Origin of the sequence: Mesorhizobium sp. LNHC229A00, from assembly GCF_000502415.1 — a bacterium.
In the GTDB taxonomy this organism is placed as follows: domain Bacteria; phylum Pseudomonadota; class Alphaproteobacteria; order Rhizobiales; family Rhizobiaceae; genus Mesorhizobium.
The window spans coordinates 513,448-533,490 of the sequence record NZ_AYWQ01000002.1 but is presented as its reverse complement, the minus strand read 5'-3'; the positions used below and the strand labels follow the sequence as shown (position 1 = coordinate 533,490).

General features: G+C 64.3%; 22 protein-coding genes. 11 read left to right on the top strand and 11 right to left on the bottom strand.

Annotation, left to right across the window (positions count from 1 at the left end):
- The first annotated feature begins 8 nt into the window (after positions 1-8).
- From kdpC to X742_RS163985, 3 genes are read left to right on the top strand one after another with little or no spacing between them, the layout of a single operon-like run.
- Positions 9-572, top strand: a complete 564-nt coding sequence (gene kdpC / locus X742_RS163975) for a potassium-transporting ATPase subunit KdpC (RefSeq protein WP_023770569.1) — start codon at positions 9-11, stop codon at positions 570-572.
- Positions 573-629: 57 nt separating this feature from the next.
- The gene (locus X742_RS163980; RefSeq protein ID WP_023770568.1) at positions 630-3,362 is read left to right on the top strand and encodes a sensor histidine kinase KdpD; all 2,733 of its coding nucleotides are present in this window, start codon (positions 630-632) and stop codon (positions 3,360-3,362) included.
- Entirely contained in the window at positions 3,362-4,051 is a 690-nt protein-coding gene (locus tag X742_RS163985; protein ID WP_023770567.1) for a response regulator transcription factor, read from the top strand. The genes X742_RS163980 and X742_RS163985 overlap by 1 nt, the downstream gene beginning before the upstream one ends.
- A 23-nt stretch (positions 4,052-4,074) precedes the next feature.
- On the opposite strand, the gene X742_RS163990 is transcribed toward X742_RS163985, so the two are convergent.
- From X742_RS163990 to X742_RS01000000169670, 8 genes are all read right to left on the bottom strand, one after another.
- Positions 4,075-5,472: an MFS transporter gene (locus tag X742_RS163990; RefSeq protein ID WP_023770566.1), complete on the bottom strand. Its 1,398-nt coding sequence runs from the start codon at positions 5,470-5,472 to the stop codon at positions 4,075-4,077.
- Between the two features lie 145 nt (positions 5,473-5,617).
- On the bottom strand, positions 5,618-6,100 hold the full coding sequence (locus X742_RS163995; protein ID WP_023770565.1) for a DUF992 domain-containing protein: 483 nt from the start codon (positions 6,098-6,100) through the stop codon (positions 5,618-5,620).
- Positions 6,101-6,190: 90 nt separating this feature from the next.
- Complete coding sequence (locus X742_RS164000) at positions 6,191-6,667, bottom strand: DUF992 domain-containing protein (RefSeq protein ID WP_023770564.1); 477 nt, start codon at positions 6,665-6,667, stop codon at positions 6,191-6,193.
- 205 nt (positions 6,668-6,872) lie between these two features.
- Positions 6,873-7,715 carry a tetratricopeptide repeat protein gene (locus X742_RS164005; RefSeq protein ID WP_023770563.1) on the bottom strand — a complete coding sequence of 281 codons (843 nt, stop codon included), beginning with the start codon at positions 7,713-7,715 and terminating at the stop codon, positions 6,873-6,875.
- Between the two features lie 141 nt (positions 7,716-7,856).
- Positions 7,857-8,123, bottom strand: coding sequence for a 30S ribosomal protein S21 (gene rpsU, locus X742_RS164010; protein WP_010911429.1), 267 nt, complete (start codon positions 8,121-8,123; stop codon positions 7,857-7,859).
- Between the two features lie 175 nt (positions 8,124-8,298).
- Positions 8,299-8,685 carry an SET domain-containing protein-lysine N-methyltransferase gene (locus X742_RS164015; protein ID WP_023770562.1) on the bottom strand — a complete coding sequence of 129 codons (387 nt, stop codon included), beginning with the start codon at positions 8,683-8,685 and terminating at the stop codon, positions 8,299-8,301.
- A 127-nt stretch (positions 8,686-8,812) separates the two neighbouring features.
- Positions 8,813-9,571 carry an SDR family oxidoreductase gene (locus tag X742_RS164020; RefSeq protein WP_023770561.1) on the bottom strand — a complete coding sequence of 253 codons (759 nt, stop codon included), beginning with the start codon at positions 9,569-9,571 and terminating at the stop codon, positions 8,813-8,815.
- A 102-nt stretch (positions 9,572-9,673) separates the two neighbouring features.
- A complete protein-coding gene (locus X742_RS01000000169670; protein WP_280800178.1) occupies positions 9,674-9,937 on the bottom strand; it encodes a DUF2568 domain-containing protein in 264 nt (87 codons plus the stop codon).
- A 307-nt stretch (positions 9,938-10,244) separates the two neighbouring features.
- Between X742_RS01000000169670 and X742_RS164025 the strand changes: the two genes are divergently transcribed.
- The 8 genes from X742_RS164025 to X742_RS164060 all read left to right on the top strand — a co-directional run bounded on the left by X742_RS164025 (position 10,245) and on the right by X742_RS164060 (position 17,989).
- Positions 10,245-11,498 (top strand): sarcosine oxidase subunit beta, encoded by a 1,254-nt coding sequence (locus X742_RS164025; RefSeq protein ID WP_023770560.1) that lies wholly within the window; start codon positions 10,245-10,247, stop codon positions 11,496-11,498.
- 2 nt (positions 11,499-11,500) lie between these two features.
- Positions 11,501-11,923, top strand: a complete 423-nt coding sequence (locus X742_RS164030) for a hypothetical protein (protein ID WP_023770559.1) — start codon at positions 11,501-11,503, stop codon at positions 11,921-11,923.
- Between the two features lie 11 nt (positions 11,924-11,934).
- The gene (locus X742_RS164035) at positions 11,935-12,231 is read left to right on the top strand and encodes a sarcosine oxidase subunit delta (protein ID WP_023770558.1); all 297 of its coding nucleotides are present in this window, start codon (positions 11,935-11,937) and stop codon (positions 12,229-12,231) included.
- Complete coding sequence (locus X742_RS164040; RefSeq protein ID WP_023770557.1) at positions 12,228-15,221, top strand: sarcosine oxidase subunit alpha; 2,994 nt, start codon at positions 12,228-12,230, stop codon at positions 15,219-15,221. Before X742_RS164035 ends, X742_RS164040 begins: the two co-directional genes overlap by 4 nt.
- Positions 15,214-15,795, top strand: coding sequence for a sarcosine oxidase subunit gamma (locus X742_RS164045; protein WP_023770556.1), 582 nt, complete (start codon positions 15,214-15,216; stop codon positions 15,793-15,795). The genes X742_RS164040 and X742_RS164045 overlap by 8 nt, the downstream gene beginning before the upstream one ends.
- 58 nt (positions 15,796-15,853) lie before the next feature.
- On the top strand, positions 15,854-16,078 hold the full coding sequence (locus X742_RS164050; protein WP_023770555.1) for a hypothetical protein: 225 nt from the start codon (positions 15,854-15,856) through the stop codon (positions 16,076-16,078).
- A gap of 76 nt (positions 16,079-16,154) precedes the next feature.
- On the top strand, positions 16,155-16,940 hold the full coding sequence (locus X742_RS164055) for a ThuA domain-containing protein (RefSeq protein WP_023770554.1): 786 nt from the start codon (positions 16,155-16,157) through the stop codon (positions 16,938-16,940).
- Positions 16,940-17,989, top strand: coding sequence for a Gfo/Idh/MocA family oxidoreductase (locus X742_RS164060; RefSeq protein ID WP_023770553.1), 1,050 nt, complete (start codon positions 16,940-16,942; stop codon positions 17,987-17,989). Before X742_RS164055 ends, X742_RS164060 begins: the two co-directional genes overlap by 1 nt.
- 50 nt (positions 17,990-18,039) lie before the next feature.
- Here X742_RS164060 and X742_RS164065 read toward each other — a convergent pair whose 3' ends face one another.
- The 3 genes from X742_RS164065 to X742_RS164075 form a co-directional block, all read right to left on the bottom strand.
- Positions 18,040-18,288, bottom strand: coding sequence for a DUF680 domain-containing protein (locus X742_RS164065; protein ID WP_023770552.1), 249 nt, complete (start codon positions 18,286-18,288; stop codon positions 18,040-18,042).
- Between the two features lie 218 nt (positions 18,289-18,506).
- On the bottom strand, positions 18,507-19,151 hold the full coding sequence (locus X742_RS164070) for a TetR/AcrR family transcriptional regulator (protein ID WP_023770551.1): 645 nt from the start codon (positions 19,149-19,151) through the stop codon (positions 18,507-18,509).
- Positions 19,152-19,270: 119 nt separating this feature from the next.
- Positions 19,271-20,023 carry an SDR family oxidoreductase gene (locus X742_RS164075; RefSeq protein ID WP_023770550.1) on the bottom strand — a complete coding sequence of 251 codons (753 nt, stop codon included), beginning with the start codon at positions 20,021-20,023 and terminating at the stop codon, positions 19,271-19,273.
- Positions 20,024-20,043: the final 20 nt, after the last annotated feature.

Here is a 20,043-nt window from a genome sequence, read left to right as displayed (position 1 = left end):
TCATTCCGATGCTCAAGCAGATCAGACCCGCGATCATCATGATCGTTTTCTTTACCGTGCTGACGGGGCTCGTCTATCCCATCGGCATGACCGGCATCGCCCAGGCGCTGTTCCCGCGCCAGGCCAATGGCAGCCTGATCGAGAGGGACGGCAGGGTGATCGGCTCCGAACTGATCGGCCAGGCCTTCGCCAGCGACACGTATTTCCACGGACGGCCGTCGGCCGCCGGCAACGGCTACGATGCCAGCGCCTCCAGCGGCTCCAACCTCGGCCCGACCAACCCGAAGCTGATCGAACGCATCAAGGGCGATGCGGAAAAGCTGAAGGCTGAGAACCCGGACCAGCCGGTGCCGATGGACCTGGTGACGACGTCCGGCAGCGGCCTTGATCCACAGATCAGTCCCGAGGCCGCTTATTTCCAGGTTCCGCGCGTGGCCAAGGCAAGGCGCATCGACGAGGCCAACGTCAAGGCGCTCGTCGACAGCCAGGTCGAGGACAGGGAATTGGGCGTGCTCGGCGAGCCGGCGGTTAATGTGCTGGCCCTCAACCTGGCGCTGGATGCCGCGAAATAGGTGATGTCCGGCGCCGGGGATCGACACGGTCCCCGGCGCCATTCATGATCAGACCCGATGCCGGACGACAGAAGCTACGTCGAAAACAGACCATCTCCCGACGCGCTGCTAGAGCATGCCGAGCGGGAAGGGCGCGGCCGTCTGCGCATATTCCTGGGTGCGGCACCCGGTGTCGGCAAGACTTACGAGATGCTGATGTCGGGTCGTGCCAGGGTGGCCGACGGTGCCGACGTGGTGATCGGCGTGGTCGAGACGCATGGCCGCAAGGAAACACGGGCCCTGGTCGAGGGGTATGAAGTCATTGCCCGCCGCAGGGTCGACTACAAGGGGCGCGTCCTCGACGAGATGGATATCGATGCCATCCTTGCCCGGCGTCCGGCGCTGGTCCTGGTCGACGAACTCGCCCACACCAACGCGCCCGGCAGCCGCCACCCCAAGCGCTATCTCGATGTCCAGGAAATCCTGGCACGGGGCATAGACGTCTATACGACGCTGAACATCCAACATGTCGAAAGCCTGAACGACGTCGTCGCCCAGATTACCCGGGTCAGGGTGCGCGAGACGGTTCCAGACTCGATCATCGACCAGGCGGATGATGTCGAGATCGTCGATCTGACGCCCGACGACCTGATCAAGCGGCTGGAGGAGGGCAAGGTCTATTTCCCCAACACCGCGCAGCGCGCCGTCGAGAACTATTTTTCGCCCGGCAATCTGACGGCGTTGCGGGAACTGGCGCTGCGCCGTACCGCCCAGCGCGTCGACGAGCAGTTGCTCAACCACATGCAATCCCATGCTATCCAGGGTCCGTGGGCGGCAGGCGAAAGGGTGCTTGTCTGCGTCGATGCCCGTCCGGGCGGGGCAGCCCGCATTCGCTACGCACGCAGGCTGGCCGACAGGCTTCGTGCGCCATGGACGGCGCTTCATGTCGACACGCCTCGCTCCGCCGGCATGTCCGAGGACGACAAGGACAGGCTCGCCACACTGCTGCGCCTCGCCGAGCAGCTCGGTGCCGAGGTGACGACCATCCCTGGCCAGAGCGTCGCCCAGGACATCGTTCGCCATGCCACGGCCAACAATTTCACCCACATCGTGGTCGGCAGGCCGACCCGGTCGCGCTGGCGCGAACTGATCGAGGGGTCGCTCACCTACGATCTGATCCGCAATGCCGGAGACATCAGTGTCCATGTCATCTCCGGAACGGAGCGGGACACCGAAACGTCTTCCAGGAGAGTGAACGCGGCAGCCGAGGATAGGCATTTTCAGGCCAAGCCGTATTTGCTCGCCACGGCTTACGTTGCCGGATCATTGGCCGTCAGCACTGCTCTCGATCAGTTCCTCGACGTTCGCAATCTGGCGATCGTCTTCCTGCTCTCGGTGCTGACATCGGCGGTGGCCGGTGGTCTCTGGCCGGCGCTTTACGCCTGTTTCCTCAGTGTCCTTGCCTTCAACTATTTTTTCCTCGAGCCACGCTACACGCTGACCATCCGCGATCCCGAGAGCATCGTCGCGATTGCCGTCTTTGTCGCCGTTGCCGTCATCGCCAGCAACCTGACGGCGCGCGTGCAGCGTCAGGCCGCCGCCGCCCGCTCGCGGGCGCGGGCAACCGAGGACATCTATCTGTTTTCCAAGAAGCTCGCAGGCGCCGGCACACTCGACGACGTGCTCTGGGCCACCGCCTTCCAGATCGCCTCGATGCTGAAGCTGCGCGTGGTGCTGCTGCTGCCGGAAGACGGCACGATCACCGTCAAGGCAGGCTATCCGCCCGACGACACGCTGGCCGAGGCCGACATCGCCGCCGCACGCTGGGCCTGGGAGCACAACCGTGCCGCCGGACGCGGCGCCGACACGCTTCCTGGCGCCAAGCGCCTATATCTTCCCTTGCGCACGGGACGCACCGCGATCGGCGTCGTCGGCCTCGACAATGACAAGCAGGGCCCGCTTTTGACGCCCGAGCAGCAGCGGCTGCTCGATGCGCTGGCCGATCAGGCGGCGGTGGCGATCGAACGCATCCAGCTCGTCGCCGATGTCGACCGCGCCAAGCTCGCGGCCGAAGCCGACCGGCTGCGCTCGGCGCTGCTGACCTCGATTTCGCATGACCTGAAAACGCCGCTCGCGGCCATCATGGGCGCGGCCGGCACGCTCAAGGAATTCGCGCCCAACCTTCCCGAGCAGGACAGGGCGGAGCTCCTGTCGACCGTGATCGACGAATCGGAGCGGCTGAACCGCTTCATTGCCAACCTGCTCGACATGACCAAGATCGAATCCGGGGCAATAGAGCCGAACTACGCCCTCCACTATGTCGGCGATATCGTCGGCACGGCGCTCGATCGTGCCCGCAAGATCACCAGCGCGCACAAGATCGAGGTCGATATTCCGCCCGACCTGCCGATGCTGCGGCTCGATCCCGTGCTGTTCGAACAGGTCCTGTTCAACCTTCTCGACAATGGCTCGAAATATTCGCCGCCCGGTTCGACGATCCGCGTCCAGGCCTGGGCGGACAATGGCTCCGTCATCGTGCGGATCATGGACGAAGGACCGGGCATTCCGGCGCAGGACCTGGAACGCGTCTTTGACACCTTCTACCGGGTGCGCAAGGGCGATCAGGTGCGCGCCGGCACCGGACTTGGCCTGTCGATCTGCCGTGGCTTCGTCGAGGCGATGGGCGGCACGATCGCGGCCACCAACCGGACCGACCGCCCCGGTGGCGCCTTCACCATCAGGATGCCGGTGCCGGCGCAAGCGCGCGATATCGGCAACCGTGGCCACGAGCCCAGCACGGATCAGCCTTGATGACCAATTCGAATGTCAGGATACTGGTCGTCGACGACGAGCCGCCGATCCGCAAGCTGCTGCGGGTCGGCCTCGCCAGCCAGGGTTACGCGGTCAGCGAGGCGCCGAACGCCAAGGTGGCGATCGAGCTGATGGAACAGGAGAAGCCGGACCTGGTGCTGCTCGATCTCGGCCTGCCCGGCATGGGGGGCCATGAACTCCTGCGCAAATGGCGTGAGGAGGGCGTCGACGTTCCCGTCGTCATCCTCTCCAGCCGTACCGACGAGGCCGGCATCGTCAGCGCGCTCGAACTCGGCGCCGACGACTATGTCACCAAGCCGTTCGGCATGAACGAACTGGTGGCGCGCATCCGGGTGGCGCTGCGCCACAAGTTCCAGCAACAGGGTGAGAAGCCGGTATTCCAGAGCGGTGACCTCAGCGTCGATCTGGTCAAGCGCGTCGTCAAGGTCGAGGACAGGGAGGTGAAGCTCTCGCCGAAAGAGTACGACATATTGCGCATCCTGGTGCAGCATGCCGGCAAGGTGCTGACCCACCACTTCATCCTGAAGCAGATCTGGGACGATTCGACCGACGTGCAGTACCTCAGGGTCTATGTCCGCCAGCTCAGGCAGAAGATCGAAAAAATTCCCGACCAGCCGCGCTACATCACCACCGAGACCGGTGTCGGCTACCGCCTGCGTGTCGAGTGAATTAGCCCTTCCGATAACCTGCGTCAGCCGATGGCCTGCAGAGGCCGATCTGCCGCCGCCGATGTCCGCAAGGCGGCGAGACAACCCAGAATGCCGAGCGGCACGAAGGCTAGGAACAGCCAGCTCGCGACATTGGCCGCCGCGTCATGATTCAGGCCTTGCGAAAAGCCGCTGGCATTGGCGACGATGCCGGCAAGGGCGGCGCCCACGGCATAGCCGATGCGCTGCATGGTCGGCACCGCCGCCGAGGCGATGGTCTGCTCCTCGTCGGGTGCGGAGGCGACGATGACGCGGGTCAGGAATGGCCAGGCAATACCGAAGCCGCCGCCCTGCAGCAGGGCGCAGACCAGGATCAGCGGGATCGAGCCCAGCGGTATGGTGTAGGCGAAGCCGGCGATGCCCGCCGCGATCATCAGTGCGCCGCAGACGATGATCAGCCGTTCGCGCCGCGGCGGAGCGTTGGCGACGAGGATCGACAGGATCGACCAGGCGATCGATTCGGCGGCGATGATGTAGCCGGTGGTCAGCAGCGGAATGTCGTGCAGGCTGGTCAGCAGCAGCGGCCCGTAGACGCCGAAGGAGCAGGTCGCGATGGAAAAGGCAGCGACCATGGTCATGCCGGCGCCGACCGGCGTGCGCCAGGAGAACAGCCGCGCCGGGAACAGCCTGGAGCGCGGCTTCAGCCCGTCGACGTAGAAAAACAGCGCGAGGCTTGTCAGGCCCAGCACGATCAGCAGCGAGGACCGCAACAGGGCGATGTCGACGCCGGCGGAGGCGATCAGCACCACGGCGACGGCAAGACAGCCAAGCGCCATGTAAGGGAAGGGCGGCGCCTTGCCGGCACTCATGCTGGGTCTCTTCGCCTCCGGGGTGTTGAGTACGAGGAAGCTTGCCAGCGCCATGGCGGCGCCGCCGAGTGTGAAGACGCCGAAGGCCCAGCGCCAAGACAGCAGTTCGGTCATAACAGCGCCGAGCAAAGGGCCACTGAAGGCAGCGACGCCCCAGATAGCCGACATGATACCGAAAAGCTGTGGCCAGATGGCACGCGAAAACAGCCGCTCGACCGAGACGAAGGCCAGCGACACCAGCGCGCCGCCGCCGAGGCCCTCGATCAAGCGGCCGGCAAGGAACAATTGCATCGAGGGCGAGGTGGCGCAGATCAGCGCCCCGGCGGCATAAAGCAAGGCCGCGACCACCATGTTGGTGCGCAGCGGGATATAACTCACCAGGCGTCCGGCTGCGGCCCCGGCGACGATGGCGCCGAGTTCGTAGATCGCCAGGGACCAGCCGACGAGCTGTACGCCGGCCAGTTCGCCGACCATGGCCGGCATGACCGTCGCCACCATCGTCTCATTGGTGGCGTGCAGCAGGATGCCGAGGCTGATGAAGCAGAAGCGGGCGAGGTCGCCGCTTGCCCACAATGCGCGCCANCGGCAGGACCATGCCCGCTGCCTCGAGACGCGGCCTTGCTCGGGGCGGGTTTGTAGAACCTCAACCCCGGTTGAGCTCAAGCGATTTTCTCGAAATATGTTTGGGCCAGCGTCGTCCTGGCCGGACCGCTTGCGATCAATTCTCGGTGCTGCGCAACTGGAATTGGCTGACGCCGATGGCGAGATTGATGCCGGTCTGCGTCTGCAGGCTGAGCGGCTGCAGGGCGAAGGCCCGCGAGGAGCCGCCGACCAGGAGATTGGCGCCGGCGCCAACGGCGGCGGTAACTTCGGCGCTGGCGCCGATATAGTCACCCGCCAATGCACCCGGCGCATAGATGTTCTTCAGCGGCGTCAGCACCAGCCAGCGCATCACCGTCTGCTTGGTCGTGCCGATGTCGAGACCGTACTTGTTGACGGCGCCGAAATAGGCTTCCGGCGCGAAGGTCCTGTCGGCCGGGGTGAAGGTGCAGCTCAAATCCTTGCTCGAGCCGAAGATGAAGCCGGTGCCGCCCGATATAGCGCATTCAAGGGCGCCGAGTTCGATGCCCTGGTCCTGCGCTCGTGCGGCTCCCGCAAGCACGATCATGGTCGCGGCAGCGGCGATGGCTGTCCTGAGCATGAGGGTCCCCTCGAAATCAAACGGCGCGGAACCATACTATCTGGTTCCGCGCCGTAGGGTGAGGGGCGTCGAGCGCGTGGCTCCGTGCAATCACTTGAGCGAGTGGATCAGCTCCAGCGAGGTGACGGCGACCGCCAGGTTGACGCCGGTCTGGGCCTGGACGCTGAGCGGCTCCAGCATGAAGGCGCTGTCGAAGCCGCCGACCAGCAGGTTGGCGCCGCCACCGGTGACGACGCTCGCCTCGGCGTTGACGCCGTAGTAGCTGCCGGCAAGGTCGCCCGCGTCACGGTCGCGGGTCGCGGCAAACACCGCCCAGACCAACTGGCCCTGGTGCGTCTTGCCGAGATCGACGCCGAGCTTCGAGATGACGCCGGTGTAAATTTCAGACGGCCCGTGATGATAGGGCCGGAACACACAGGACACGCCCTTGTTGGACGTCACGAGATAGCCGGTGCCGCCATCGATGGTGCAGTCGAGCGTGCCGAGTTGCAACCTGCCGGCGCTGGCCGGAGCGGCAGCGAACATGGTCGTTGCAAGGGCGGCGGCGCAGACGAGTTTCTTGATCATGGGGGGTCCTTTCGCAATCAGTCTTCAGTAACGTCTCGAGCGCCGCGACCGTTCCGCCGAAAACTTGGCGCGAACAAGGCGAGGGTTAACGGCTTGTCGCGGGGGTTAACACAGGGTTGCCGGATTGCGGCGATCTTCAACGCCGCGTGCCCTTTCGGACACGCGGGATGCAGTGGCGCCTGGCGCGGGCCTGATGAAGCCGACGTCAGCTGACGCGAGCGAGGCCGTCCTTGGCAGGCTGGTAGCTGGGGTTGAGGCGCACGGCCTCATGATAGGCCTTCGCCGCCTTCGCCTTGTCACCGCGCCGTTCATAGATCAGCGCCTGGTTGGCCCAGGCCTCGGCGTTCTGGCCGTCGAGCTTGATGGCCATGTTGAAATCGGAGAAGGCGTTGTCCTCGTCACCGGTCGCCAGATACGAGAGGCCACGGCCGTTGTAGGGTTCGGCTGCGTCGGGAGCCAGCGAGATGGCGGTCGAGAAATCCTCGATGGCGAATTTGTGCTGGCCCTGGCTCTGATAGATCAGGCCGCGATTGTGGTATGCGCGGGCATCCGTCGTATCGAGTTGGATCGCCTTCTGGAAGTCGGTGAAGGCATCCTGGGTGCGGCCCGCCTTGCGATAGAGATTGCCGCGGCCGATATAGGCGGCATCATAATTGCCGTTAATCTGGATCGAGCGATTGTAGTCGGCAAGGGCGGCTTCCTGGTTGCCGAGGAAGCGCTGGATAAGGGCCCGGTTCGAATAGGCCTGGTAGAAATTCGGATTGAGCTGGATGGCCTGGTTGAAATCCTTGAGCGCCGCCTGGTACTGGCCGCCGCGGCCATAGGCCGAGCCGCGGACATTATAGCCTTCCGGATCCTGGGGATTGCGCTGGATGACCGCCGACAGCGAGGAGATGTTCTCGGTCGACCCTTGCGCCTTGTCGATGTTGTTGAATTCACCGGCCGGGCCCGATGTCTGGCAGCCGGCAAGCACCAGTCCGGAAAGCAGGGCCGCTGTCAGGGCGAAACCACGCAATGCGGTCCCGCGCTCCACGCTCGTTGCGTTCATGTCTGCCCTGTCCTCACTTGCGCCGTCGTTCAGGTCCGGTTCCCCCCTCCGGGCCGGGTCACATTCAAAATAAAAGGGTGGCGGCGATTCCGCATCGCGCCACCCAGGTATCCTTCGAAAAGGACGAAATATTGGCGATAATCAGCGCGGCGGACGCGCTGCACCGGCGGCACCGCCAGCAGCAACCGGACGCGGGGTCATCGGCAGCAGGCCTTCGCGCTGTGCGCGCTTGCGGGCCAGCTTGCGGGCGCGGCGAACGGCTTCGGCCTTTTCACGGGCGCGCTTCTCGGAAGGCTTCTCGTAGTGGCCGCGCATCTTCATTTCGCGGAAAATGCCTTCGCGCTGCATCTTCTTCTTGAGCGCGCGAAGCGCCTGATCAACGTTATTGTCGCGGACGAGTACCTGCACGGGCAATCCTGTCTTTCGGGTTTGATATCAACAGGCAAGCAGCCATAGCCGCAAGCCTCCGCGGCGCTCGACACCACGAATTGTGGCGGCTGATAGCAGAATCAAGCCTCGCTGTCCACAGTTGAAATGAGAGACGACGGCCAAATTGCCACGTCGGCTGGAGATAGTGTGCCCGTTACGCCGTCGCCAGGTGCAGCCGCTCGAAATCCTCGAAGAACTCACCGTAGTCGCAGGTGATCTCCTCGCCGACGGCGATATCGCGGGTCGCGGTCGCCCCTCCATATTGCGAAAAGTCGGTGTTCGGGGTCGCCGAATGGTTCATGAAACGGCCATTGTCGACCTCGTAGACCATGAAACCGGGCTTATCCGGGCTCGGATAGGCGTAGCGGTCGAGTAATTCCTTCAGGGGCTGGGGTGCCGTCTCGTACGTGTCCACCGGGATCAGCCGGTCGAAATCCGGATCCAGGCGCCAGATCGAGGCGCCTTTCCGGATCGGTTCGGCGGCGAACATGCCCACGCCTTCGATCGCGCTCTGGGCAACATAGGTTCGGACCAGCATCATGGTTTCACAACCCGTCTTGGCAAGAAGACCCGTTCGACAGCAAACGGAATCGCCAAATCGGGCCGAAAAAGCAAGAGCGGCCGCCTGCGTCACAACGACGAACAGGCCCGTTCACCGCAAAAATCCCTCACGTCCGGTTGATCGACACGCCGCCATCGGCAAACAGCGCGGTACCCGTGGTGAAGCTCGAGGCGTCAGAGGCAAGGTAAAGCGCCGAGCGGGCGATCTCTTGCGGCTGCGCCATGCGTTTCAGGGCATGGAGGCTCTCGACGAAGGCGCGGGCCTCGGGTGTTGTCGTCGTCGCGCCGGGTGTGTCGGTGCCACCCGGCAGCAGCGCGTTGACGCGCAGTCCCTTCGGTCCGTATTCGGTGGCCAACACCTGCGTCAAACCGATCAGGCCTGCCTTGGCGGCGGCGTAGGCGGCCATGCCCGGCATGCCTGCGGTGTAACCGACAAAGCTCGATGTGAAGATCAGCGAGCCGCCGCCGCGCTCCAGCATGGCCGGTATCTGATACTTCGCGCCGAGAAAGGCACTGGTCAGGTTGGTGTCCATCGTCCCGTGCCATGTCTGTGCCGGCATGTCGGGGACTGGCCCCATCAGTCCGACGGAGCCGGCATTGTTCAACGCGATGTCGAGACCACCGAAGCTGCCCACCGCCAACTCGACGAGGGCTTTCGCATAGGTCTCGTCCGTGACATCTCCCGCGAGAGCGACGGCCGTGCCGCCGGCGTCCTCGATTTCGACTGCCAGTGCATCAAGCTCCGTTTGGCGGCGAGCGGAAATGACGAGCCTGGCGCCTTCCTCGGCGAACAGTTTGGCGGCGGCGCGGCCGATGCCGGAACTGGCGCCGGTAACGATGGCGATCTTGTTGGCGAGTGCGAGCATGTTTGGCATCCTTGTCCTTCGCGCCAGCTTCGCCGGCGATCGGATGCTTGGTCGCAAATCGGCAGGACAGCAGCCACCCGAAAGCCGCAGAGATTCGCGCCACTACTGCCGCAGCAGCCATGCCAGACGATCCAGCGAGAACGCGTAGCTGATGACGATCAGCAGGGCCATGATGATGGCCGGAATGGTATGGCCTGCCAGATGGAAACCCGCCGCGCCGCCGGACAGGACGACGAATTCCAGCGCCAGCCTGACAGCGCCCGGCACAGGCACCGGTGCCCGGCCAGACCGGCTTGGATCGTTGAGGACCGCGAAGGTACCCCATGCCCGGCTGCGGCGAGCGGCAAGGCAACGGCGAGGACCCAACGCCACGCTCCGTCCGAAAGACTCCAGCCTGCCATGGCAAGGCCAAGCAAGGCGGCAAGCTCCAGCAGGAAGCGCAATGTGAGGTTCCACCAGGCGTTGCCCATCATCATCCTCCGAATCCCAGCGCCGAGAAGTGTGACTGAAGGCAATCATGGGGGCCAGGCCGGATAGCTCTTTTTCAGCGCGGCGCAAAACGGCAAGCGCCGTCGCAAACAGCGCAAGGGTGGCAGCGCTGTTTCGCTAGTGATACACCTCGCGCGCCGGGGCTTGATGATGAACGCCCGGCTGCCATTTGCGAGGCTGGAACGTGAAGAAATATTCGGTATTCGCCATCGCCCGCGAGGCCATGCGCGGCCACAAGGGCTGGGAGGAACAATGGTCCTCGCCGGAGCCGAAGAAAGAATACGACGTCATCATCGTCGGCGCCGGCGGCCATGGGCTGGCCACCGCCTACTATCTCGCGACCGTGCACGGCATCACCAATGTCGCGGTGCTGGAAAAGGGCTGGCTGGGCGGCGGCAACACTGGCCGCAACACCACCATCATCCGTTCCAACTATCTCTATGACGAGAGCGCCGGGATTTACGACCATGCGCTGAAGCTGTGGGACGGGCTCTCTCAGGAGCTCAATTACAACGTCATGTATTCGGCGCGCGGCGTCATGATGCTGGCCCACAATGTGCACGACATCCAGGTGCTGAAGCGCCACGTGCATGCCAACCGGCTCAACGGCATCGACAATGAATGGCTGACACCCGAGCAGGCGAAAGAATTCTGCCCGCCGCTCAACACCTCCAAGGACGCACGCTATCCGGTCGTCGGGGCTGCCTTGCAGCGTCGCGGCGGCACGGCGCGCCATGACGCGGTCGCCTGGGGCTATGCGCGCGGCGCCTCGGCGCGCGGCGTGCACATCATCCAGAATTGCGAGGTGACGGGCGTCAAGCGGGCTGCCAATGGCACGGTGACGGGCGTCGACACGACGCGTGGCTTCATCGGCGCCAAGAAGGTTGGCGTCGTCGCCGCCGGCCACTCCTCCGTCATCATGAATATGGCCGGCGTGCGCATGCCGCTGGAAAGCTATCCGCTCCAGGCGCTGGTGTCGGAGCCGATCAAGCCGGTCGTGCCCTGCGTTGTGATGTCGAACACGGTGCACGCCTACATCTCGCAGTCCGACAAGGGCGAACTGGTGATCGGCGCCGGCACCGACCAGTATGTCTCCTATTCGCAGACCGGTGGGCTGCACATTCTTCAGCATACACTCGACGCCATCTGCGAAATGTTCCCGATCTTCACGCGCATGAAGATGCTGCGCTCGTGGGGCGGCATCGTCGACGTCACGCCCGACCGCTCGCCGATCCTGGCCAAGACGCCGGTGCCCGGCCTCTACGTCAATTGCGGCTGGGGCACGGGCGGCTTCAAGGCGACGCCGGGGTCCGGGCATGTCTTTGCCCACACCATTGCCAAGGACGATCCGCACCCGATCAACGCGCCCTTCACCATCGAGCGCTTCCGCACCGGCCGCCTCATCGACGAGGCGGCGGCGGCGGCGGTGGCGCACTGATGATGATGGCCGAGGTGGCAGTCGCGGTGCCGCTGATACTGGCGGGGGAACAGGGCATGTTCCATGTTCCGACGGCGCAGGAAGTGCGGCTGCAGCCGATCAGCCGTGCGGGAAACGAGACCGGCTGGCCGTTTTCGGTCGACGAGGGAATGCTCGCCTGCGTCTGGAGTGTCGGCCAGAAAGTGGTGATGTTCTTCGAAGGCAGGCCGCATGGGCTGGATGAAGACGAGGATTTCCAGCCGCGTGGCGTCATCGTTACGACAGATCCGATGCAACTGACGCTCGGCAACATTGCCAACCGCGATCTCTTCAGCGCGGCGACGAGCGTCGAGGAGCGGCTGCGGCTCGTCGCTCCCTTCATGACCATGGGCCAGAAGCTTTGCGATCAACCGGCCGGCGCGCGCGTCGGCCACGGCGAATTGTAGGAACAAACACGATGCTTCTCATCCGCTGCCCCTATTGCGAGGAAGAGCGCCCGGAACTCGAATTCCGCAACGCCGGCGAGGCGCACATCGCCCGCTCGGCCAATATGGCGGGCGAGAGCGACGACGACTTCGAGAAGTTCTTCTTCATCCGCTCGAACCCCAAGGGCATCATCTATGAGCGCTGGCGCCACATGCATGGCTGCGCGCGCTTCTTCAACGCGGTGCGCGACACCGTCACCGACAAGTTCGTCATGACCTACAAGGCCGGCGAACCGAAACCCTCCAAGCTGCCCGGAGTAGCGAAATGAGCGGCGCGTTGCGCATTCCCGGCGCCGGACGCCTCAGCCAGGCCAACACCGCGCGGTTCAGCTTCGACGGACGGTCCTATGCCGGTATAGAGGGCGACACGCTGGCCTCGGCGCTGCTCGCCAATGGCGTGCATCTGGTCGGTCGCTCGTTCAAGTACCACCGCCCGCGCGGCATCCTGTCGGCCGGCGCGGAAGAGCCCAACGCGCTGGTGCAGATCGTGCGCGATGACGCGCGCAAGACGCCGAACGTGCGCGCCACCGTGCAGGAACTCTATGACGGGCTCGCCGCCAATTCGCAGAACCGCTGGCCGTCGCTGTCCTTCGATGTCAGCGCCGTCAACGACCTGGCGTCGCCGCTATTTTCGGCCGGCTTCTATTATAAGACCTTCATGTGGCCGAAGGCGGCTTGGAAGAGCCTTTACGAGCCTAAGATCCGCGAAGCCGCCGGCCTCGGCGTTTCGCCGGACCGACCGGATCCCGACCATTATTCCTCGCGTTACGCGCATTGCGACGTGCTGGTGCTGGGCGGCGGCGCGGCCGGCATCGCGGCGGCACTTGCCGCGGCGGAGACCGGCGTGCGCGTCATCCTGGCCGACGAGCAGGCCGAGTTCGGCGGCAGCCTGCGCTTCGAATCTGGTGCGAAGATCGACGGCCAGGACGGCTTTGCCTGGGCACAAGCGGCGATCGCCAGACTGAGCGCGATGGACAATGTCCGGGTGCTGCCGCGCACCACGGCGTTCGGCTATTACGCGCAGAATTTCGTCGGTCTGGTCGAGCGCGTCAGCGATCACCTGAAGGCCCCCGGCCATGATCTGCCGCGCGAACGGCTCTGGCAGGTCCGCGCCAAGCGCGTGGTGCTGGCCTCCGGCGCCATCGAACGCCACATGGTGTTTGCCAACAATGACCGGCCCGGCATCATGCTGGCGGGCGCGGCACGCACCTTCCTCAACCACTATGGTGTCGCGGTCGGCCGGAATGTCGGCGTCTACACCGCCAATGATTCGGCTTACGGCGCCGCGATCGACCTGAAGAAGGCCGGCATCAACGTGGCGGCGATCGTCGATTTGCGTGACAACCCGACCGGCACGGTGATCGATGAGGCCAGGGCCCTCGGCATCGAGATCAATTTCGGCCGTGCCGTGATCCGCGCCGGCGGCAAGCTACGCGTGTCGTCGATGACGGTGCAGCCGAAGAATGGCGGCGGCGAACGCACTATTCCCGTCGATGCGATCCTGATGTCCGCCGGCTGGACGCCGTCGGTGCATCTGTTCTCGCAATCGCGCGGCAAGGTCGCCTTCAACGACGAGACCAAGCGCTTCGTGCCCGGCACCTACGCGCAGGACTGCGTGTCGGTCGGCGCCTGCAACGGCAGCGACGGCCTGACGGCGACCGTGGACGAGGCCTATGCGGCGGGCGCCAAGGCGGCGAAAGAAACAGGCGGCAAGGTGTCCAAGGGCACCAAGCCGAAGGTCGAAGCCTCGGAAAGCTGGTCGCGCGGCATGCTGGGTGCTGGCCCTGGCGCCGGGCCGGACACGACGGTGAAAGCCTTCGTCGATTTCCAGAACGACGTGACCGCCAAGGACATCCGCCAGGCGGTGCATGAAGGCATGCGCTCGATCGAGCATGTCAAGCGCTTCACCACCAACGGCATGGCGACCGACCAGGGCAAGACCTCTAACATGCACGGACTGGCGATTGCCGCCGAAACGCTGGGCAAGCCGATCCCGGAAGTCGGCCTGACCACGTTCCGCGCGCCCTACACGCCTGTCACCTTCGGCGCGATCGTCAGCCACGCGCGTGGACCGCTGTTCGACCCGACACGCAGAACCGCGATCCATCCCTGGGCCGAGGCGCAAGGCGCGGTGTTCGAGGACGTCGGCCAGTGGAAGCGCGCCTGGTACTTCCCCAAGGCAGGCGAGGACATGCATGCGGCGGTCGACCGCGAATGCGTCGCCGTCCGCAACCAGGCCGGCCTGTTCGATGCCTCGACGCTGGGCAAGATCGAAGTGGTCGGCCCCGACGCGGCGAAGTTCATGGAACTGCTCTACACCAATCCGTGGGAGAAGCTGGAGCCCGGTCGCTGCCGCTATGGCATCATGCTGCGCGAGGACGGCTTCATCTATGACGACGGCGTCGTCGGCAGGCTGGCGCCGGACCGCTTCCATGTGACGACGACGACAGGCGGCGCGCCGCGCGTCATGAACCACATGGAAGATTATCTCCAGACCGAGTTCCCGCACCTTAATGTCTGGCTGACCTCGATCACCGAGCAGTGGGCGGTCATTGCCGTTCAGGGGCCGAAGTCGCGCGACATCATCGCGCCGCTGGTCGAAGGCATCGATATGTCCGACGAGGCGCTGCCGCACATGTCGGTGCGCGAGGGCAAGATCCGCGGCGTGCCGACGAGGCTGTTCCGCATGTCGTTCACCGGCGAGCGCGGTTTCGAAGTCAATGTGCCGGCCGACCATGGCCAGGCGGTCTGGGAAGCGTTGTGGGCCGAGGGCCAGAAGCATGGCGCTACGGCCTACGGCACCGAGGCGATGCACGTGCTTCGCGCCGAGAAGGGCTACATCATCGTAGGCCAGGATACCGACGGTACGGTGACGCCAAACGACGCCGGTCTCGACTGGGCGGTTGGCAAGAAGAAGGCCGATTTCGTCGGCATTCGCGGCCTGACGCGGCCTGATCTCGTCGCCAAGGGCCGCAAACAACTGGTCGGCCTGAAGACCAAGGACCCAAAGGTGGTGCTGGAAGAGGGCGCGCAGATCGTCGAGGATCCCAAGCAGGCGGTCCCGATGAAGATGATCGGCCATGTCACCTCGAGCTATTGGTCGCAAAATTGCGGCCGTTCCATCGCGCTGGGGCTTGTCGCCGGCGGGCGTGACCGGATGGGCGACACGCTCTATGTGCCGATGCCGGACGGGATCATCGAAGTGGAGGTTACCGGCATGGTGTTCTTCGACGAGACGGGAGGTCGCCTCAATGGCTAAGGCTGCCCCAAAGACGGCCACGACGGCTTCACCCTCGGCAGAGCGGCGTCCGGCATTGGCCGGGCGCACAGTCTCCGCAACGGGTGTCAAGGTCGAGGTGCTGCCGCCGGCCGAGCGTATCTCGCTGCGCGCGCCGGAGGCTTCAGTCGGTGCTCTGTCGAAGGCGCTCGGTGTGACCTTGCCGAAGAAGCCGAAAACCTCGGCGTCCAAAGCGGGGCGTACGGCGCTGTGGCTTGGCCCGGATGAATGGCTGGTCATCGACGAAGCCGGCAAGGATCCGCTCGCCGATTGCGCAGGAGTTTCCGCCTTGCATTCGTCGGTCGGTATCTCGCATCGCAACATCGCGATTTCAGTCTCCGGTCCGGCGGCGGAAGCCGCGATCAATTCGGGCTGCCCGCAGGACCTGTCGCTCGACGCCTTCCCGGTGGGCGCCGCTTCGCGCACCATTCTCGGCAAGGCCGAGATCGTGCTGCTGCGCACGGCCGACGAGGCCTTCCGGGTCGAGTGCTGGCGTTCCTTCTCCGATTATGTCTTTACTTTCCTGTCCGAGGGAGCCCGCGACGCCGCCGGCTGACCCAGGAACGTTTGCCGCCCGCGTCCGTTGAGCGGCGACAGTCGAGGGAGAGATGCCGATGCCGTCGAAGTCCGCGCCGAAATCGCCGAAAACCGCGGCGGTCCGTTCGCTCGAACACGAGCGGCATCACGAGACCGACGCCGAGGAGGAACTTGAGGAAGGCCTCGAGGACACGTTCCCGGCCAGCGATCCTGTATCGATTACCAGTTCCGCCATTCCGGGTGCACCGGCGAAACCCGGCAAGGCCAAGATCGTCCCCGGCCGCAAGGCCCGCAAGCCCTGATTTCAGAATTTTTGGTTGAAGGCCTCTTCCCAAGACGTCCGTGGACGCGATATTCAAAGCGCTTTGGAGAGGAACAATGCCTGTTAGAGCCGTTGTCTGGGGTGAAAACGTCCATGAACAGACCAATGCCGCCGTACGCGACCTCTATCCGCTGGGTATGCATGGCACCATTGCCGCCGCACTCAATCAGGACAAGGGTGTCAAAGCGACCACCGCCACCTTGCAGGAACCCGAGCATGGCCTGAGCGAGACGCGCCTGGCCGCCACCGACGTGCTTTTATGGTGGGGCCATGCCGCCCATGGCGAGGTCAAGGACGAGATCGTCGAGCGCGTGCAGAAGCGGGTCTGGGAAGGGATGGGGTTGATCGTGCTCCATTCAGGCCACTACTCGAAGATCTTCAAGCGGCTGATGGGCACGCCCTGTTCGCTGAAATGGCGCGAGGCGGGCGAGCGCGAGCGTGTCTGGGCGATTAACCGCGGCCACCCGATCGCGCAAGGCATCGGCGAATGCCTGGAGATCGGCGAGACGGAAATGTATGGTGAGCCGTTCGCCGTGCCGGAGCCGCTGGAGACGGTATTTATCTCCTGGTACGAAGGGGGCGAGGTGTTCCGATCGGGGCTGACCTATCAGCGCGGGGCGGGAAAAATCTTCTACTTCTCGCCGGGCCATGAGACCTATCCGATCTATCACAATAAAGGCGTTCAGCAGGTGCTGCGCAACGCTGTGCATTGGGCGCAGAACCCGGCCCCGGCCTGGTCCGGCATCACCAATGCGCCAAACGTGCCGACGGACAAGGCCAACGAGAAGATCGTGCAGAAAGGCCTGCGTCTGCATGCGGACGGTGATAAGGGGCTGAGCTGATGCACCGCCTGCTTTTGCTCGGCACCGGTTGGATCGCGGCGCATCATATCGAGGAGTTCGGTCAGGTCCCGGGCTGCGCCATCGTCGCTTGCGTCGACCACCTGCCGGGCCGCGCGGCGGCGTTCGCAGCCGCCAACAAAATAGGCACTTTCTTTCAAAGCCTCGATGCGGCGATCGCTTGGGGCGAGTTCGATGCCGCCATCAACGCCACGCCTGACCAGGTTCACAAGGCGACGACGCTGGCCCTGCTGGCCGCCGGGAAACATGTGTTCTGCGAAAAGCCGCTGGCGCCGAACCACGCCGATGCGCTTGCGATGAGCGATGCCGCCGAGGCGGCTGGGCTCGTCAACATGGTGAACCTGACCTATCGCAACACTCCGGTGATCCAGGAGGCGCGGCGCATGGTGGAGGCCGGCGAGATCGGCGAGTTGCGCCATGTAGAGGCGAGCTACCGGCAAAGCTGGCTGGTCAGCAAGTTTTGGGGCGATTGGCGGGTCGACGACAAATGGCTGTGGCGTCTGTCGGGCCGGCACGGTTCGACAGGTGTTTTGGGCGATGTCGGCATCCATATCCTCGACTTCGCGACCTATGGGGCGGCCGAGGATATCGTCAGCCTGCGTGCCGATCTGGTGACGTTTCCGAAGGCGGAGGGCGACCGCATCGGCGACTATGTGCTCGACGTTAATGACAGCTTGGCGATAACGGCGCGGCTCAGGTCAGGCGCGCTGGCCACGATCATGGCCAGCCGCTACACGACAGGCCACGGCAATGATTTGTCGCTGGCCCTGCACGGTACCAAGGGCGCGATCAAGGTCGAGACCGACGGCAAGGTGTCGAAACTGTCCGCTTGCCTGGGTGACGACGTCGATCAGCACCGTTGGCGGACGCTGACGCCCCCTGCCGTCAAGCACAACGCCCGGCGCTTTGTCGATGCGCTGGACACGGGACAGAACGGCGATCCGTCGTTCCGGCGGGCCGCCGACATGCAAAAGCTGATCGACGCGGCGTTCGAAAGTTCAGCGACCAAGCTGCCGGTCCCGATCGGCTGAAATCACCATCCGGCCGGCTCAGCCGGCCAGAACCGACTTGCCGAAGAAAATCAGAACGTGCTCGGCACGATCCACGGATTGATGCTGATGCCAAGCCGCGGGCCCTTGCCTTCAGCGGTGTTTTCGGTGGCGCCCTTTTTCTCGACCGAGCCGGTCGAGGCGCAATCGAGCTTCACATTGGTCTTGGTGTCGACGCAAGTCGCGGCGGGCACATGCTTGACAGGGTGGGTGGTGCTGGCGGCAACGGCCGAGCCCGAAAAGGCCAGAACGGCGGCGAGGGTGAGGAGGGTCTTTTTCACTGTCAGGTCTCCGTTTCGACGGCTGAATTCTGTCGTACGTGTACGATATGCCGTACAAATACGACCGCCGATCGCGAAGTTCAAGTCGCAATCGTACGCGTACGATAACTTTTTGCTAACCAAGAATTTACCCCCGGTCTGGCTGGGCCCCGGTCTGGCTGGGCCCCGGTCTGGCTGGGCAAGGTTGCGAGAAAATATAGAAACGAAGGAGATGTCGTTCAGCCGTTGACCGGTGCCTCGGTCAGTGGCGGCACGTTCTGCGTGCTAAGTGCGGCCATTTGGAAATCGCACATCCGCTTCACGAAGGCATACGGGTCACCGAAGGGATAGAAAGGGAAGGTGATCAGCAGCGAGATCGTGCCGTGGCCCACCGCCCACAGCATGGTGGCGATGGCACGCGGGTCGCCCTGCAGTTTGCCGGCGGCGACACAGGCTTCGACCCGGGTGATCAGCGCCTTCATCGCCGGGTTGGCCTCGTGCATCTCTTGAAAACTCCGGCCTTCCGGGGCCCTAGTCTTCTCGGTCATGAAGACAGTGCGATATTCATTGGGGTTGCCGAGCCCGAAAGCGGCATATTCGGTCATCACCGCCCGCAAGGCTTCGATCGGATCATCTGACGAGTGCTCCTCGATGCGGCGTGCCAGCGTCTCGAACGCATCTTCGGCCAGTGCAAAAAGGATATCCTGCTTGTCGGCGAAATAGGAATAGACCGACATCGGCGCGTAGCCGACCCGCTTGGCCAGTTTGCGGATGGTCAGCCCATCATAGCCTTCTTCCTGGACGAGCTTGTGTGCGGCCTCGACCAGCTCGGAGCGCAGTTCGGCCTTTTGTTTTTCGCGGCGTTTCTGGACGCTCGGCGGCAAGTCTGATGCCTTTCGGTGCTGTCTGGGTCGGTGGTGCGCGGCTAAATTATATACGCTGTACGGAAACGGACAAGAGCACGGGAAGTTCCCACGCGGCACGGGAGTCAGGATCGTGGGGGTCAGATCGCGCCGACAGCGCCATCGATGGCCAACGCATGGCCGGTCATGAAGGAATTGGCCGGGTCGGAGGCAAACAAGATGGCCATGGTGTTTTCGTCGACTTCCGCCACGCGCTTCATCGGTATGCCACGGGTCAGCTCGGCCAATGCCTCCGTCCCCGGCGCCCCGGAGACGCGCACGAAACTGTCTACCATCCCCGTTCTGGTGTGGGCGGGGCAGATGGCATCGATGCGCAGACCCTTGCTTGCACATTCGACCGCCGCCGAGCGGGTCAGGCGGACCACGCCATGCTCGGCGGCTGCATAGACCGAAAGCTTCGGCGCACCCGAAAGGCCGGCGGCCGAGGCAATGTTGACGATGGCGCCGCCCTTGCCGGTGGCCTTGAACTGCCGCTCCATTTGCGGGATCTGGTGCTTCATGGCGGAGAAGACGCCGAGCAGGTCGACCTCGAGCACCCGGCGGGCTTCGTCCGATGGAACCTGCGGCAGGCGCACGAAACTCTGAATGACACCGGCAATGTTGACGGCGACGTCCAGGCGGCCAAGTTTTTCCACCGCCAGCGCCACCAGTGCTTCCGACAGCGCTTCGTCGGCACTGCTGCCGGCCAGAATCGCCGTCTCGGTATCGAGCGTCTCGGCGAAACTCATCAGGGCCGTTTCATCCAGGTCCGAGAGAACCAGCCGGGCGCCTTCTGCGGCAAAGCCCTTGGCGGCGCCGCGGCCGAGGCCGCCGGTCGCGCCCGTGATCAGCACGGTGGCCCCATCAAAAGCGG